Genomic DNA, 15232 nt, shown 5'->3' with positions numbered 1-15232 from the left:
TGTTGTCAGTCGTCGTCCGTGTGGAGTCTGCGCCGTACCGACAGCAGTTCCACCTCCGGTCGTGCCGCGACGAGCCGTTCACACCGGTCCAGTACGTCGGTGAGGTGCTCGGTGTCGCCGGAGACCACCGCGAGGCCGATCTCCGCCCTGCGGTGCAGGTCCTGGTTTCCCGTCTCCGCCGCGCTCACCGCGTACTTCCGTTGAAGTTCGGCGACGATCGGCCGGACGAGAGAGCGTTTCTCCTTGAGCGAGTGGACATCGCCGAGGAGTAGATCGAAGGACAGCGTCCCCACGTACATGTGTAACCGGATGTCCCGCCGGTACGGGATAGATGGCCTGCCAATGCGCTTGGCAGGGACATCAGAACCGTACAACGAACCGGTGGGGGTGCTCGACGGATATTTTCGCCCCCGCCGCCCCTACCCGTCCCATCCTTCTGGGGCTGCGCCCCAGACCCCCTGGGTTGTTCGTCGGCCGCCGGCCGCCGGCCGGTGGGGGCTGATCGCGCAGTTCCCCGCGCCCCTGAAAGCGGTGAGCTGGCCGGGGTGACTTTGTCACCCCGGCCAGCTCACACCATCACTTTACGAGCGCGGCTTCTCGCGCATCTCGTACGTCGCGATGACGTCGTCGACCTTGATGTCGTTGAAGTTTCCGAGGTTGATACCGCCCTCGAAGCCTTCGCGGATCTCGGTGACGTCGTCCTTGAAGCGACGCAGACCGGAGATGTTGAGGCTCTCCGCGATGACCTTGCCGTCGCGGATGAGGCGCGCCTTGGTGTTGCGCTTGACCTCTCCCGAACGGACCAGGACACCGGCGATGTTGCCCAGCTTGGACGACTTGAAGACCTCGCGGATCTCCGCCGTGCCGAGCTCGGCCTCCTCGTACTCCGGCTTGAGCATGCCCTTGAGGGCCGCCTCGATCTCCTCGATGGCCTGGTAGATCACCGAGTAGTACCGGACGTCGACGCCCTCGCGCTCCGCCATCTGAGCCGCGCGGCCCGCAGCGCGGACGTTGAAGCCGATGACGATGGCGTCGGAGCCGGTCGCCAGGTTGATGTCCGACTCGGTGACCGCACCCACACCGCGGTGCAGGACACGGATCTCGACCTCTTCGCCGACGTCGAGCTGGAGCAGCGAGGACTCGAGAGCCTCCACCGAACCGGACGCGTCGCCCTTGATGATGAGGTTGAGTTCCTGCACCAGACCGGCCTTGAGGGCCTCGTCCAGGTTCTCCAGGGAGAACCGGACACCCCGGCGGGCGAAGTTGGCGTTGCGCTCACGCGCCGCGCGCTTCTCGGCGATCTGACGCGCCGTACGGTCCTCGTCGACAACCAGGAAGTTGTCGCCGGCGCCCGGGACGTTGGTGAGACCGAGGACGAGGACCGGGGTCGAGGGACCCGCCTCTTCCACGTTGTCGCCCTTGTCGTCGAGCATCGCGCGGACACGGCCGTACGCGTCGCCGACCACCATGGTGTCGCCGACCCGCAGGGTGCCTCGCTGGACCAGGACGGTCGCGACGGCGCCGCGGCCCTTGTCGAGGTGGGACTCGATCGCAATACCCTGCGCGTCCTGCTCCGGGTTGGCCCGCAGGTCGAGCGAGGCGTCCGCGGTGAGGACCACGGCCTCCAGGAGAGCCTCGATGTTGAGGCCCTGCTTGGCGGAGATGTCGACGAACATCGTGTCGCCGCCGTACTCCTCGGCCACCAGACCGAACTCGGTGAGCTGACCGCGCACCTTGGTCGGGTCGGCGCCCTCGACGTCGATCTTGTTGACCGCGACCACGATCGGCACGTCGGCCGCCTTGGCGTGGTTCAACGCCTCGATCGTCTGGGGCATCACACCGTCGTTGGCCGCCACCACGAGGATCGCGATGTCGGTCGACTTGGCACCACGGGCACGCATGGCGGTGAACGCCTCGTGGCCCGGGGTGTCGATGAAGGTGATCCTGCGCTCTTCACCGTTGACCTCGGTGGCGACCTGGTACGCACCGATGTGCTGCGTGATGCCGCCGGCCTCGCCCGCAACGACGTTCGTCTTGCGGATGGTGTCGAGCAGTCGGGTCTTACCGTGGTCGACGTGACCCATGACGGTCACGACCGGCGGACGCGCGACGAGGAACTCCTCGCCACCCTCGTCCTCGCCGAACTCGATGTCGAAGGACTCGAGCAGCTCGCGGTCCTCCTCCTCGGGGCTGACGATCTCGAGGACGAAGTTCATCTCGTCCGCGAGGAGCTTCAGCGTCTCGTCGGAGACGGACTGCGTGGCAGTGACCATCTCGCCGAGGTTCATCATCACGCCGACGAGCGACGCCGGGTTGGCGCCGATCTTCTCGGCGAAGTCGGTGAGCGAGGCACCGCGCGACAGGCGGACGGACTGTCCGTTGCCGCGAGGCAGCATGACGCCGCCGACCGACGGGGCCTGCATGGCCTCGTACTCCTGGCGCCTCTGCCGCTTCGACTTGCGACCACGACGCGCGGGACCACCGGGACGACCGAAGGCGCCCTGTGTGCCACCACGGCCACCGGGACCACCCGGACGACCACCGAAGCCGGGACGACCGCCGCCACCGCCACCGGGACCACCGGGACGACCGGCGAAACCGCCGCCACCGCCACCCGGACCACCGGGACGACCGGCGAAACCGCCGCCACCGCCACCGGGACCGGCCGGACGACCGGCGAAACCGCCGCCGCCACCACCGGGACGACCGGCACCGGCACCGCCGGGTCGACCGCCACCAGCACCGGGACCACGGCCGCCACCGGGGCCACCGCCGCCCGGACGCGGGCTGCCCGCAGCGGGACGCTGCGGCATCATGCCGGGGTTCGGACGGTTACCACCGGGGCCGCCGCCGGGACGCGGAGCGCCACCCTGCGGGCGAGGCATGCCGCCCGGGCTCGGACGGGCACCGCCGGGACCGCCCTGCGGACGCGGAGCGCCGCCGGGACCGCCCTGGGGACGGGGACCACGGTCGCCACGGTCCTGACCCGCGCCCTGCGGACGCGGAGCGCCGGGGGCGCCTGCGCCACCCGGGCGCGGGGCACCGCCCGGACGGGGCGCCTGGGGGCGCGCCATACCGGTGGAGCCACCAGAGGTGAACGGGTTGTTGCCCGGACGCGGACCGGCCGGACGAGCACCGGGACGCGCACCCTGGCCACCCGGACGCGCAGCGCCCTGACGGTCGGGGCGGTCGCCACGCTCGGGACGGTCCGTACGCTCAGGACGGTCGCCACGACCCTGGCCACCCTGGGCGGGACCGGCCGGACGGGCACCGGCGGGCTTGGGAGCGCCCGGACGGGCAGCAGCCGGACGAGCGGCGCCGGCGGCAGGAGCCGCGGGAGCCGACGGAGGCGCCGTGAACTCGGCGGCGACCGGAGCCGGAGCGGCCACGACGGGCTTCGGCGCGGGCTTGGGACCCGGACGCGGGCCCGAGGCGGGAGTGGACGGAATGACCGGGGTGACCGGGGTGACCGGAGCGGCCTCCGCGGGCTTCTCGGCCACCGCCGGCTTGGGGGCCGGCGGGCGCGGGGCTGCCGGACGGGCGGCCTGCGCGGGAGAAGGCGCACCCGGCTTGGCGGGCGCTGCCTTGCGCGGCGCCGGCTTGCCGCCGCCGTTGCCCTGCTGGAGGGCATCTGTCAGTTTGCGTACTACGGGCGCCTCGATCGTCGAGGACGCTGAACGGACGAACTCACCGAGTTCCTGGAGCTTGGCCATGACGACCTTGCTCTCAACCCCGAACTCCTTGGCGAGTTCGTATACCCGGACCTTAGCCACTTCGCTCCTTTTAGGTCCGGGTTGCGTCCGGACCGTCGCTACTTCATGGGCGTACTCATCGCGTGCTCATCGAGTGCTCATCGCAATCTCGACCTACTTCCAACTCGCGGGGTACCAGGGCCGCACGGGGGTTCCGTACGACACGTCTTACGGTGTTACCTGCTCGACGTAGTGGCGCAACGCCTTGCTGTCGAGTGATCCCGGGACACGCAGCGCCCTTGGGAACGCCCGGCGGCGGACCGCCAGGTCGAAACAGACCAGGGCGGGGTGTACATACGCACCCCGGCCGGGCAGCGTACCGCGATGATCGGGGACACATTCACCCTCGACCGCCACGATGCGCAGCAGATCCTTCTTGGCCGCTCGCTCCCGGCACCCCACACAGGTGCGCTCAGGGCATGCGCGGGCTCGCGTCCGGCCAGACACTCTTGAGTCTACCTCCCCGTACCGACCTCACCCCTTTGGGGCAAGAATCGAACAGTTGCCGCGCACAAAACTGTCGTGATCTCAGCCACCTGCGGCTTGGATCTATTCCCCGGCGTATTCCCGGGTCTATTCCCCGCGCTGCTCGGCGGGCTGTTCGGTGTCCGGGCGGATGTCGATCCGCCAGCCCGTGAGACGGGCCGCGAGCCGGGCGTTCTGCCCTTCCTTGCCGATCGCCAGCGACAGCTGGTAGTCGGGGACGGTCACGCGCGCGGAGCGGGCCGCGAGGTCGACGACCTCGACCTTGGAGACGCGGGCCGGGGACAGCGCGTTCGCCACCATCTCCGCCGGGTCGTCCGCCCAGTCGACGATGTCGATCTTCTCACCGTTCAGCTCGGCCATCACATTGCGCACCCGGCTGCCCATGGGGCCGATGCAGGCACCCTTGGGGTTGAGCCCGGACCGGGTGGAGCGGACGGCGATCTTCGTACGGTGGCCCGCCTCACGCGCGATGGCGGCGATCTCGACGGACCCGTCGGCGATCTCCGGCACCTCCAGGGCGAACAGCTTCTTCACCAGGTTGGGGTGCGTGCGGGAGAGCGTCACGGACGGACCTCGGACGCCCTTCGCGACCCGTACGACGTACGAGCGCAGGCGCAGGCCGTGCGTGTAGGTCTCACCGGGGACCTGCTCCTGCACGGGCAGGATGGCCTCCAGCTTGCCGATGTCGACGAGGACGTTCTTGGGGTCGCGGCCCTGCTGCACGACACCGGTGACGATGTCGCCCTCGCGGCCCGCGTACTCGCCGAGCGTCGCGTCGTCCTGGGCGTCCCGCAGGCGCTGCAGGATGACCTGCTTGGCGGTGGTCGCGGCGATACGGCCGAAGCCCGACGGGGTGTCGTCGAACTCGCGCGCCTCCTGCCCCTCCTCCAGGTCCTCGGGGTCCTCCTTCGCCCACACGGTCACATGACCGGTCTCCCGGTCGAGCTTCACGCGCGCGTGCCGACGGCTTCCCTCGGTGCGGTGGTAGGCGATGAGGAGGGCCGACTCGATCGCCTCGACCAGCAGGTCGAAGGAGATCTCCTTCTCCCGTACCAAACCCCGCAGGGCACTCATGTCGATGTCCACGGCTACGCCTCCTCTGCGTTCTCTTCGTGCGTTTCGTGCTCTTCTCGCACGTCTTGCTCGTCGTGCTGGTCCTGCTCGTCGGTCTTGTTCTTGCGGTTGAACTCGACCTGGACGCGCGCCTTGGCGATGTCCTCGAAGGCGAGCCTCTTGGCGGTGGGCTTGCGCCCCTTCACGCCGGGCACCTCGACGTCGACTCCGGTGTCGTCCACCTTCAGGATCCGGGCGATCAGCTCGCCGGCCCCGGAGGCTTCGGTCAGCTGGAACTTCACCAGGCGGTCCGTGGCGCGTACGTAGTGACGGTGTTCCTTGAGCTCGCGCTCGGCACCGGGGGTTCCGACTTCGAGGGTGTACTCGCCCTCGCCCATCGCGTCCGTCTCGTCGAGCTTCGCCGAGAGCGCGCGGCTCACATCGGCGATCTGGTCCAGGTCGGCACCCGTCTCCGAGTCGACCACGACACGCAGTACACGCTTGCGCCCCACCGACTCGATCTCGACCTCTTCGAGATCGAGATCCTGAGAGCTGACGAGCGGTTCCAGCAGTTCTCGCAGCCTCTCGCTAAGGGTGGTGCTCATCCGGGTGACTCCTCGGCCGCGTGTGCTGTTGTGGGTAGGTCTCGCGTGTCAGGTCAAAGGGTATCCGGTCGCCGGGGGTGTTGCCGTCCATCGTGTCGTGGCCGGACGCGGCGGCACTCCCCAGGTGACAGGAGGATGCGGGGGCGGCAGGAGCGAAACAAACCGGCCGAACCCGTGGCCGGGGAGAGCCGCTGGCGAGCGATCGACCACGGCGCGGGTACCGTGATCACGGGCGTGCAGCCCTTCCTTTCGTACGAGCCTGTCGAGGACGTCTCCCGTGCCGTTCACCCCGCCGTCGCGCACCCCCTCGGGCCCGCGCCGAAGGACCCTGCTCGCGTCGGCCGCGGCCACCTTCGCGCTCGCGGGCTGTTCCGCCCCCGAGTCGTCCATCGACAGCACCGGCGGGAGCCCGTCGGCCGCCGACCGGGCACGCGTGCGTGCGGCCGGCGACAGCCAGGCGCTCGCCGAGCGGTACGCGACGGTGATCACCGCGCACCCGCCCCTGGCGGAGCGTCTGCGCCCACTGCGGGCGGAAGTCGTACGGCATGCGGCGGCGTTCGACACCGGGCAGCCCGCGTCGGCATCGGCATCGCCCACCGCCTCGCCGACCGCCTCCGTGTCCGCCTCGGCGTCCCCCAGCGCCTCCCCCGCCGTACCGACCGACGAAAAGGGCGCCCTCGCCGACCTCGCGGCAGCCGAGCGCACCCTGGCCGACCAGCGTACGAAGACCCTGCTCGACGTCCCGGGAGAGCTGGCCCGACTGCTGGCCTCGGTCGCGGCGGCCGGGGCGGCGCACGCGTATCTGCTGACGGAGGGGACGAAATGAGCGGCACCAAGGACACCGAGAGAGCCAAGGAAGCCAAGGCGGCCGAGCTGAAGGCCCTGCAGGCCGCGCTGGGTGCCGAGCATGCCGCCGTCTACGGGTACGGCGTGGTCGGCGGCAAGATCGACGACGCGCGCGGGACCGAGGCCAGGGCGGGGTACGACGCCCACCGGGCGCGGCGGGACGAGCTGGCGCGGGCGGTGCGGGACCTGGGCGGCAGTCCCGAGGCATCCGCGGCGGCGTACGCGCTGCCGTTCCAGGTGAAGGACTCCGGCGCGGCCGTACGGCTCGCGGCCGAGCTGGAGGAACGGGTGGCCGGGGTGTACTCCGATCTCGTACGTGCCTCGACGGGCGACCGGCGGCGCACGGCCGCCGAGGCGCTGCGCGAGGCGGCGGTACGGGCGGTGCGGTGGAGCGGCGAGAGCGTAGCCTTCCCTGGGCTCGCCGAGCGGGCGGCCACCCCGTCGGCGTCGGCACCCTCACCGACGTAACGCCATCTGGAAGGGAACCACTCGCGCATGGCTTTCGAACCGCCGCAGCGCCTCGTACGGGCGCTCGGCGAGACGCAGCGCAACGGAGCCGCCGGTGCCGAGGGGACCGGTGGGGCCGGCGACTGGCTGGACAAGCTGGCTGTGTTGGCTCAACAGGCGGTTGATCTACGCGAGTTGACCGTGGAACGGGTGCAGGCGCCCGGCGGTCGCAGCAGTCTGGTGGTCCTGGTGCGGCAGGCCGACGGTACGCCGGCCGTGCTGAAGCTGGCGCCCGAGCGGGCCCGTCCGGAGAGCGAGCGTGCCGCGCTCGCCCACTGGGACGGCCGGGGTGCCGTGCAACTGCTCAACCCCGGTGACGCGCAGGGCGTCCTGCTGCTGGAACGGTTGCATCCCGACCTGTCCGTGCGCTCGCTGCCCGAGGCGAAGGCCCTGCTGGAGGCGGCCGGGACACTGCGGCGGCTGTGGGTCGAGCCGCCCGCCGGGCATGTCTTCGAGACCGTCGCCGAGCGGACCGGTCGGCAGGCCGAGGCGATGCGGGCCTCGGCGGGTGGAGACGCGGAGGTCACGGCCCTGGTGGACGCGGCGCTCACGGTCCGCGAGGAACTTCTGGCGGGGCCGCCCGAGGAGCTCTTGCTGCACGGCACCTTCCGGCAGAGCAAGGTGCTCGCCGGTGAGCGCATGCCGTGGCTGGCCGTGGGTCCCGATCCGGTGGTCGGCGAGTGCGCCTTCGATCTGGCCCGGCTGGTCCGCGACCGGGTGGAGGACCTGATCGCGTCGTCCTCCGGGTCCTCGACCACACGTCGACGGGTGAAGCGGCTCGCCGAGTCACTCGACGTGGACCAGGAGCGGCTGCGGGGCTGGACCCTGTTCCGGGCGGTCGAGTCGGGGGTACGGGCGCGGCGGGTCGGGCGTGCGCAGGATGCGGAGCTGCTGCTGGAGTTCGCGGAGTGGCTCTGACCTGCTTGCGGTTCTGACTCCCCTGCGGATTCAACTCCCTTGTGCCGGGGTGAGTTTGAGGGCGAGGACCGGGCAGTCGGCCGCTGCTCTTCCGGCGCGTTTCAGGGCCTTTCGGGGGAGCGGGCCCGGAGGGAACAGGGGGTAGCCCCACTCGTCGAGCGTGATGTGCTCGGGGAGCAGTTCCGCGCAGAGGCCGTGGCCCTTGCAGGCGGTCCAGTCGACGTCGAGTTCCGTGCCTGCTTCCATGTCAGCTCCGGTTCTCGGGGACGCGCAGCAGCGGGCGACGGTCGGACGCGGTGCAGCGGCCGGTGGCGTGGGCGTCGAGTTCGGTGGCGAAGGTCGTGAACGCGCTGCGGACCAGGCGGACGGTGCCGTCGGGGTGGTGGCAGGCGCCGCGGCCCTCGACGAGTCCGGCCCAGCGGGCGATGTCCTGCCGGCTGGTGCCCTGCGGGCCGGGTGCGGCCAGGGTCTGGAACGCGGCGGCGATACGCGGCAGGCCGTTGAGGCAGGGCCCGCACTGGCCTGCCGATTCCAGGGCGAGGTAGCGCAGCACGTGGGCGGTGTCGGCGAGGCCGCAGCGGTCGGCGGGCAGCGCGATGAGGACGCCCGCTCCAAGATTGGCGGCGCTCAGCATACGGGTCGCGGCCTCGGCGGTCGTGAGCCAGCTGCCGTGGTAGCCACCGGTCAGCACCGCGCCGACGCCGTCCAGCGGGAGGAGGCGGTGCAGCGGCATCCCGAACGGCGCCTCCACCACGCGTACCTCCCGGCCCGGCGCGTACACCGTGCACAGGGCACTGCCCGGCTCGTCCGGCGTGCCCGCCGAGCGGAACCAGTCGGCGCCGTAGCGGGCGATCAGGGCGAGGTGCGCGAGCGTCTCGACGTTCTGGACGAGGGTCGGGGCTCGGCGCACGCCCTGCTCACGGACCGGGGGGTGCTGGTCGCGGGGCAGCGCGGCCTGCCCGGAGAGGTACTGGGCCAGGGCCGACGACTGGCCGGAGAGAAAGCGCTTCGGGACGCGTACGACGCGCACGGGCAGCGGGTCGTGGCGCTCGGCGAGTGCCCTCTCCAGGGGAGTCACGCCGTCCTCGACAGCGAGGTACGCCTCCCCCGCGCCGACCGCCTCGGCCGCCAACTGAAGCCCGTCCAGGACCAGATGGGGCGAGAGCCGCAGCAGCGTCTTGTCCTTGTGGCTGGCGGGTTCGCCCTCGGCGCCGTTCGCCACGACGGCCGGGACGCGGCCCGAGCGGCGGCTCGCCTCGGCGACGGCGACCACCTTCCGGTACGTGGGAAACGCGGCGCCGCCACGGCCGGTGAGCCCGGACTCGGCGAGCGTGCGCAGCAGGTGCGCCGGGTTGCCGTACGCCACGGGGCCGTAGCGCTGCTGGTGGGTGATGTGGCCGGCCGGGGTGCCGCCGGGGGCGAGCAGACGGGGTGACATGTAGATGTCCGTGAAGGTCATGGTCATGAGCGAGCTCCCGCCCTCGTACGGAGTTCGGCCGTGCGGAGTTCGGCCGCATGGAGTTCGGCTGTGTGGAGGAGGGCCGACGGGGTGAGCCTCGACTCGCGGGCCGCGTGGGCCACCCGGATGCCGAAGGCCGTGAGCGCGGCGGTCACGCAGGAGATCGTCAGCCACAGCATCCAGGCGGATCCGGTGTCCGTGCCGATACCGATGCCGTGGATCAGGGCGATCGGCCAGGAGGCGTACGCCAGCCAGTGGACGGCGCGCCAGGTGCGGGGGCCGATCCTGGCCCGCAGCAGGCTGGTCACCACGAGCGCGATCATCAGGTCCAGGGCCACCGTGCCCAGGCCCAGCCAGAGGGGCTGGTAGGCGGAGGTGAAGGGGACGAGGACGTCGAGGACGGTGATGTTGACGTAGCCGTCCACGACGGCGGTGGTGATGTGCAGGGCGAGGAAGGCGAGGGCGGAGAGGGAGAGGGTGCGGTGCAGGGTTACGGTGCCGAAGCGGGGGAGGCCGGGGAGGCGGGCTCGTAGCCGTACGGCTGTGCCGAGCAGGACCACGACCGTGAACAGGACCAGGCAGATCGCGCCGGTGGCCCGGTTGGCGTACCAGAGGATCGCGGGGTCGGTCATGCCGCGGCCTCGGTTGTGGCTGGGGTCCAGGGGTTTTCGCCCCCGCCGCCCCTACCCGTCCCTTGTTCCTGGGGGCTCCGCCCCCAGACCCCCGCATCGCGCGGAACGCGCTCGTCCTCAAACGCCGGACGGGCTGAAACGGGGCGGAGCCCCAACGGGTGGGCGGGGGATCGGGATGGCACCGCCTCGTCCACGAACAACGCCGGACGGGCTGGATTGGGGCGGGGCCCCAACAGGTGGGCGAGGGATGAGGATGGCACCGCCTCGTCCTCGAATGACGCCGGACGGGCTGAAAGTGCCCGTCCTGGATCAGAAGTTGGTGTAGGCCAGCCCGGTGTCGTGATCACCGCGCCGTCGTTTGCCACCAGTCGTGCCGGGAGGCCCAGATGGGTCAGCCAGCGTTCTGCTCCCGCGCCCTTCACCAGGGCCGCTGTGCTCGCGGCGTTGGCGTCGGCGCAGGTTGCTGCTGCTACGGAGACCGTGCGCCAGGGGGTCTGGGCGGGCAGGCCGGTTCGGGGGTCGAGGATGTGGTGGAGGTTGTGGGTTCCGCGGCGCCAGCGGCGGACGGTGGTGCCGGAGGTGGCGAGGCCGCCGCTGCGGATGCCGATGGTGGCGTACGAGCCGGCCGCCGGGATCTCGTCCACGGCACCGGTGGCGTCCTGGACGCGGATGCGCCAGCCGCCGTGCGGTGGTTCGCCCGCGACGGCCGTGTCGCCGCCGAGGCTCACCAGGACCCCGCAGCCGGCCGCCTCGGCGAGCATCGTCGCCGCCCTGTCGGCGGCCCAGGCCTTGGCGGTGGCGCCGAGGTCGAGGCGGATCCCCGCCGGGACAGTGACCGTGTTGGTCGCGCGGTCCAGGGTCACCAGGCGTCGGCCGGGGACCGGGCGCACGGTGAGCCGCACGGGGCGACCGTCCACCTTGAGCAGTTGGAAGTCGCGGTCGTAGCCGAGGGCGTTCATGGCCGAGCCGACCGTCGGGTCGACGGCGCCGTCGGTCGCCTCCGCTGCGCGCAGCGCGACGGCCAGGGCCTCCGCGAGGAGCGGGCTGACCTTGACCGGCCGGCCCTCGGTGCCGTCGAGCGCGGTCAGCTCCGAGTCCTCGCGGAACCGGCTGCACGTGGCGTCGACCTCGGCGAGATGCCGGGCGAGCAGCAGGTTGCAGGAGTCCAGCAGAGCCGGGTCGGTGGTGACCAGGCGGACGCTCGTGCCGAGGGCACGCCAGTCGGCAGCGGCGGTCATGACGCCCCCGAGGTGGAGTCGGCCGAGCCGCCGCCCACGGACGTGGGGTTGTCGGACGGCGCCTGGAGCCTCGAGTCCGACGAGGAAGAAGACGACGAAGAGTCCGAGGACGAACCCGTCGAACTCGACGAGGAGTCCGTGCTGCCGCTCGCCGCCGTGTTCGCGTCCGCCTGCATCGTGCCGATCAGGGCGAACATCCCGGCAGCCGCCGCCAGTGTCACGGCCGCTGCCACCGCCGCCGTACGCCGTGTCCCTCTGCGGACCGCCGCGGCGGCCCCCCACTCGCTGCCTGTCATTGGCGCTCCCGACCGTATGACGCGCTGTCACGTCATACGGTCGGGGAGCAGCCTGAGAGAAGCCTGTGCGGCGACCATAGGGCCGAGAAGAAGTCTCTGAGAGACGTCTTTAATTCCAGACTTCAAGCAATCGGAGAGCCGTGGAAGACCGATCGAGGGTTACGCCGTCAGGCGGGCGACCGCCTCGTCCACCGTCAGCTCCTCGCGCTCGCCGGTGCGGCGGTCCTTGAGTTCCACGACGCCCTCGGCCGAGCGCCGCCCGGCGACCAGGATCTGCGGTACACCGATGAGTTCGGCGTCGGTGAACTTCACGCCCGGCGAGACACCGGCCCGGTCGTCCACCAGGACACGTACACCCGCGGCGCCGAGCTTCTCGGAGACGGTGAGGGCCAGCTCGGTCTGGAGCGCCTTGCCCGCGGCGACTACATGCACGTCGGCCGGGGCGATCTCCTTGGGCCAGCACAGCCCCTGGTCGTCCGCCGACTGCTCGGCCAGGGCCGCGACCGCGCGGGAGACGCCGATGCCGTACGAGCCCATGGTCACGCGGACGGGCTTGCCCTGCTGGCCGAGGACGTCGAGCTGGAAGGTGTCGGCGTACTTGCGGCCGAGCTGGAAGATGTGGCCGATCTCGATGGCACGGTCGAGCTTGAGGCCGGTGCCGCAGGACGGGCAGGGGTCGCCCTCCTCGACCACCACGACGTCGAGGTAGTCGTCGACCTCGAAGTCGCGGCCGGCGACGACGTTCTTCGCGTGCGTGTTGACCTTGTTCGCGCCGGTGATCCAGGCGGTGCCGGGGGCGATGCGCGGATCGGCGATGTAGCGGACCTTCTCCAGACCCTGCGGGCCCACGTACCCCCGTACGAGATCCTCGCGGCCCTCGAAGTCCTCGGCCGTCACGAGTTCCACGACGGCGGGCGCGAGGTGCTCGCCGAGCTTGCCGAGGTCGACCTCGCGGTTGCCGGGGACGCCGACGGCGACGATCTCGCCGTCGACCTTGACCAGGAGGTTCTTGAGGGTGGCGGAGGCGGGGACGCCGAGGAGCGCGGCCAGGGTCTCGATGGTCGGGGTGTCGGGGGTGTCCAGCTCCTCGACCGGGCCGTGCTCACCGGCCACGGGCGCCAGCGCGAAGGTGACCGCCTCGGTGTTGGCCGCGTAGTCGCAGGCAGGGCAGTCCGCGAAGGTGTCCTCGCCGGCGGCGGCGGGCGCGAGGAACTCCTCCGAGGCCGAGCCGCCCATCGCGCCGGAGACGGCCGACACGATGCGGTAGTCCAGGCCCAGGCGCTCGAAGATCTTCTGGTAGGCGGCGCGGTGGAGGGCGTACGACTCCGCGAGTCCCTCGTCCGTGGTGTCGAAGGAGTACGAGTCCTTCATCTGGAACTCGCGGCCGCGCAGCACACCGGAGCGCGGGCGGGCCTCGTCCCGGTACTTCGTCTGGATCTGGTAGAGCATGACCGGCAGGTCCTTGTACGAGGACGCCTGGTCCTTCACCAGGAGGGTGAAGATCTCCTCGTGGGTCGGGCCGAGCAGGTACTCCGCGCCCTTGCGGTCCTTGAGACGGAAGAGCAGGTCGCCGTACTCCTGCCAGCGGCCGGAGGCCTCGTACGGCTCCTTGGGCAGCAGCGCGGGGAGGAGGACCTCCTGCGCGCCGATGGCGTCCATCTCCTCCCGGACGACCCGGGAGATGTTGTCGAGGACCTTCTTGCCCAGCGGCAGCCAGGACCAGATGCCCGCGGCGGTACGGCGCACATAGCCGGCGCGGACGAGCAGCTTGTGGCTGAGCGTCTCGGCGTCCGCCGGGTCGTCACGCAGTGTCTTGACCATCAAACGGGACATGCGCTGGACCTGGGCCATGATTGTTGACTCCTGCTGCTCAAGGGTGATGCCAAGGAGGTTAGCCGGGGGCCCGCCGTCCCCGGAAATCCGTTTCCCCGTCAGCGGCGCCGCAACGGCAGTGGGGCACCCATCACCGCGTACGGCTTCGGCGCGCTGGGGAACAGAACCTGCCTGGCCAGGTCCTCATACCCCAGCGAGCGGTACAGACCGCGGGCCGGGCTGTCCGTGTCGATGGCGGAGAGGATCGAACGGGGTTCCGCGGCGTCGTCCGTGATGGTGGTGATCAGTGCGCGGCCCACCCCCCGGTTCTGGTGGTGCGGGTGCACATGCAGTTCGGTGATCACGAAGGAGTCGTCGAGCCAGTTGTCGTGGCCCTGGCCGCGCAGATACGGCTCGACGACGGTTGACCACCAGTGCGTACGGTCGTTCGGCATGCCGTAGACGAAGCCGACGAGCCGTCCGTCGACGGTGGTGGCGCCGAGCGCGCGGGCTCCCGGATAGCTCAGGTGCCGCAGCACGATCTGGCGTCGTACGGCGATCTCGTCGGCGCCGAGCCCGAAGGCGAGGGCCTGCACGGCGAGCGCCTCGTCGACGCGCGCGGTGAGATCCAGCGGGCCGATGACCACGTCGTCGGGGGTGCGGGGGCCCTGACCGGGGAAGCGCAGCATGCCGGGGAGACTACAGGTCACGTCCGCGGCTCAGAACTGACTGCCGTGGCGCGGCCGGAACCGGACGGTCGGGAGGAGCGCCGGGCTAGAAAAGGACGCTCATGAATGCGCCGACTTCTCTGAAGCCCACCCTCTGGTAGGTGCGCCGCGCCGCCGTGTTGAAGTCGTTGACGTACAGGCTGACGACCGGGGCGACGTCCGCGAGGGCGTAGCCCAGGACCGCTGCCATGCCCGGGGCCGCGAAGCCCTGTCCCCGGTACTCGGGGGCGACCCAGACTCCCTGGATCTGGCAGGCCTGTGTCGTGGCGGCGCCGATCTCGGCCTTGAAGATGACCTTGCCGTGTCGGTCGAGGCGGGCGAACGAGCGGCCGGCGCCGACGAGTTCGGCCACACGGGCCTGGTAGAGCAGGCCGCCGTCACCGGCGAGCGGCGAGACGCCGACCTCCTCGGTGAACATCGCCACGCAGGCCGGCATGATCGTCTCCATCTCGTCCTTGCGGATGCGGCGGACGTACGGATCCGGGGCGATGGCGGTGGGGAGCCGGTCGGTGACCATCAGGGGCTGGTGCGGGCGGACGTCTCGGGCGGGGCCCCAGTTCGGTTCGAGCAGGCGCCACAGCTGGGCGGTGGCCTCGGTGGGGCCGACGATCGAGGAGCAGCGGCGGCCGGCCCTGCGGGCGCGGTCGGCGAAGCCGCGGACGGCTCGGGGGGTTGCGCAGATCGGCACGAGGTTGGCGCCGGCGTAGCAGAGGGACTGCAGCATGCCGTCCTCGTACCAGCCCCACATCTCGCCGCCCAGGCGCCAGGGGTCGAGGCCGGCGACCTGGACCCTGGAGGCGACGAAAGCGTTCGTGACCGGCTCGCGGTCGAGGACGGCGAGCGCGGCGTCCAGGTCACTCGGTTCGAGGACCCTTGTGGTGGTCTGCGTCAACACGTGCG

Annotated in this window: 16 protein-coding genes; 3 read left to right on the top strand and 13 right to left on the bottom strand. The window is 71.2% G+C overall.

The annotated features are described in order from the left end of the window. Positions 1-5 precede the first annotated feature (5 nt). The 5 genes from ACFWP7_RS34310 to rimP form a co-directional block, all read right to left on the bottom strand. A complete protein-coding gene (locus tag ACFWP7_RS34310; RefSeq protein WP_384389723.1) occupies positions 6-299 on the bottom strand; it encodes a DUF503 domain-containing protein in 294 nt (97 codons plus the stop codon). 282 nt (positions 300-581) lie between these two features. After that, entirely contained in the window at positions 582-3773 is a 3192-nt protein-coding gene (gene infB, locus ACFWP7_RS34305; protein WP_384389720.1) for a translation initiation factor IF-2, read from the bottom strand. 147 nt (positions 3774-3920) lie between these two features. Beyond that, entirely contained in the window at positions 3921-4199 is a 279-nt protein-coding gene (locus ACFWP7_RS34300) for a YlxR family protein (protein ID WP_365428564.1), read from the bottom strand. A 126-nt stretch (positions 4200-4325) separates the two neighbouring features. After that, positions 4326-5324 (bottom strand): transcription termination factor NusA, encoded by a 999-nt coding sequence (gene nusA, locus ACFWP7_RS34295; protein ID WP_384389716.1) that lies wholly within the window; start codon positions 5322-5324, stop codon positions 4326-4328. A gap of 2 nt (positions 5325-5326) precedes the next feature. After that, entirely contained in the window at positions 5327-5896 is a 570-nt protein-coding gene (gene rimP, locus ACFWP7_RS34290) for a ribosome maturation factor RimP (RefSeq protein ID WP_384389713.1), read from the bottom strand. Between the two features lie 277 nt (positions 5897-6173). Here rimP and ACFWP7_RS34285 point away from each other — a divergent pair, with 277 nt between their 5' ends. The 3 genes from ACFWP7_RS34285 to ACFWP7_RS34275 are packed head-to-tail and all read left to right on the top strand — an operon-like array spanning position 6174 to position 8167. Continuing rightward, a complete protein-coding gene (locus ACFWP7_RS34285) occupies positions 6174-6722 on the top strand; it encodes a hypothetical protein (protein ID WP_384389710.1) in 549 nt (182 codons plus the stop codon). Continuing rightward, on the top strand, positions 6719-7210 hold the full coding sequence (locus ACFWP7_RS34280) for a ferritin-like domain-containing protein (RefSeq protein ID WP_384389708.1): 492 nt from the start codon (positions 6719-6721) through the stop codon (positions 7208-7210). Before ACFWP7_RS34285 ends, ACFWP7_RS34280 begins: the two co-directional genes overlap by 4 nt. 27 nt (positions 7211-7237) lie before the next feature. Next, positions 7238-8167 carry an aminoglycoside phosphotransferase family protein gene (locus tag ACFWP7_RS34275; protein ID WP_384389705.1) on the top strand — a complete coding sequence of 310 codons (930 nt, stop codon included), beginning with the start codon at positions 7238-7240 and terminating at the stop codon, positions 8165-8167. Between the two features lie 30 nt (positions 8168-8197). On the opposite strand, the gene ACFWP7_RS34270 is transcribed toward ACFWP7_RS34275, so the two are convergent. The 8 genes from ACFWP7_RS34270 to ACFWP7_RS34235 all read right to left on the bottom strand — a co-directional run bounded on the left by ACFWP7_RS34270 (position 8198) and on the right by ACFWP7_RS34235 (position 15227). Further along, positions 8198-8413: a ferredoxin gene (locus ACFWP7_RS34270; protein ID WP_384389703.1), complete on the bottom strand. Its 216-nt coding sequence runs from the start codon at positions 8411-8413 to the stop codon at positions 8198-8200. A 1-nt stretch (position 8414) separates the two neighbouring features. Beyond that, positions 8415-9632 carry an NADH-ubiquinone oxidoreductase-F iron-sulfur binding region domain-containing protein gene (locus tag ACFWP7_RS34265; protein WP_384389700.1) on the bottom strand — a complete coding sequence of 406 codons (1218 nt, stop codon included), beginning with the start codon at positions 9630-9632 and terminating at the stop codon, positions 8415-8417. Then, positions 9629-10258, bottom strand: coding sequence for a ferric reductase-like transmembrane domain-containing protein (locus ACFWP7_RS34260; protein ID WP_384389697.1), 630 nt, complete (start codon positions 10256-10258; stop codon positions 9629-9631). Before ACFWP7_RS34260 ends, ACFWP7_RS34265 begins: the two co-directional genes overlap by 4 nt. Continuing rightward, complete coding sequence (locus ACFWP7_RS34255; protein ID WP_384389694.1) at positions 10255-11496, bottom strand: FAD:protein FMN transferase; 1242 nt, start codon at positions 11494-11496, stop codon at positions 10255-10257. Before ACFWP7_RS34255 ends, ACFWP7_RS34260 begins: the two co-directional genes overlap by 4 nt. After that, positions 11493-11792: a hypothetical protein gene (locus ACFWP7_RS34250; protein WP_384389692.1), complete on the bottom strand. Its 300-nt coding sequence runs from the start codon at positions 11790-11792 to the stop codon at positions 11493-11495. Before ACFWP7_RS34250 ends, ACFWP7_RS34255 begins: the two co-directional genes overlap by 4 nt. Positions 11793-11951: 159 nt before the next feature. Next, on the bottom strand, positions 11952-13643 hold the full coding sequence (locus tag ACFWP7_RS34245; RefSeq protein ID WP_384389689.1) for a proline--tRNA ligase: 1692 nt from the start codon (positions 13641-13643) through the stop codon (positions 11952-11954). 80 nt (positions 13644-13723) lie between these two features. Further along, positions 13724-14293, bottom strand: coding sequence for a GNAT family N-acetyltransferase (locus tag ACFWP7_RS34240; protein WP_384389686.1), 570 nt, complete (start codon positions 14291-14293; stop codon positions 13724-13726). Between the two features lie 85 nt (positions 14294-14378). Beyond that, on the bottom strand, positions 14379-15227 hold the full coding sequence (locus ACFWP7_RS34235) for a GNAT family N-acetyltransferase (RefSeq protein ID WP_384389683.1): 849 nt from the start codon (positions 15225-15227) through the stop codon (positions 14379-14381). Positions 15228-15232 lie beyond the last annotated feature (5 nt).

Origin of the sequence: Streptomyces sp. NPDC058470 (assembly GCF_042721055.1) — a bacterium.
GTDB lineage: Bacteria > Actinomycetota > Actinomycetes > Streptomycetales > Streptomycetaceae > Streptomyces.
The sequence above is the reverse complement of the archived record's forward strand: the minus strand, read 5'-3'. Positions and strand labels throughout refer to the sequence as shown.

Bases quoted from the DNA above. Each gene is read 5' to 3' on its own strand.
- ACFWP7_RS34310 (WP_384389723.1), bottom strand. From the start codon at position 299: ATGTACGTGGGGACGCTGTCCTTCGATCTACTCCTCGGCGATGTCCAC.
- rimP (WP_384389713.1), bottom strand. From the start codon at position 5,896: ATGAGCACCACCCTTAGCGAGAGGCTGCGAGAACTGCTGGAACCGCTC.
- ACFWP7_RS34280 (WP_384389708.1), top strand. From the start codon at position 6,719: ATGAGCGGCACCAAGGACACCGAGAGAGCCAAGGAAGCCAAGGCGGCC.
- ACFWP7_RS34275 (WP_384389705.1), top strand. From the start codon at position 7,238: ATGGCTTTCGAACCGCCGCAGCGCCTCGTACGGGCGCTCGGCGAGACG.
- ACFWP7_RS34270 (WP_384389703.1), bottom strand. From the start codon at position 8,413: ATGGAAGCAGGCACGGAACTCGACGTCGACTGGACCGCCTGCAAGGGC.
- ACFWP7_RS34265 (WP_384389700.1), bottom strand. From the start codon at position 9,632: ATGACCATGACCTTCACGGACATCTACATGTCACCCCGTCTGCTCGCC.
- ACFWP7_RS34260 (WP_384389697.1), bottom strand. From the start codon at position 10,258: ATGACCGACCCCGCGATCCTCTGGTACGCCAACCGGGCCACCGGCGCG.
- ACFWP7_RS34255 (WP_384389694.1), bottom strand. From the start codon at position 11,496: ATGACCGCCGCTGCCGACTGGCGTGCCCTCGGCACGAGCGTCCGCCTG.
- ACFWP7_RS34250 (WP_384389692.1), bottom strand. From the start codon at position 11,792: ATGACAGGCAGCGAGTGGGGGGCCGCCGCGGCGGTCCGCAGAGGGACA.
- ACFWP7_RS34245 (WP_384389689.1), bottom strand. From the start codon at position 13,643: ATGGCCCAGGTCCAGCGCATGTCCCGTTTGATGGTCAAGACACTGCGT.
- ACFWP7_RS34240 (WP_384389686.1), bottom strand. From the start codon at position 14,293: ATGCTGCGCTTCCCCGGTCAGGGCCCCCGCACCCCCGACGACGTGGTC.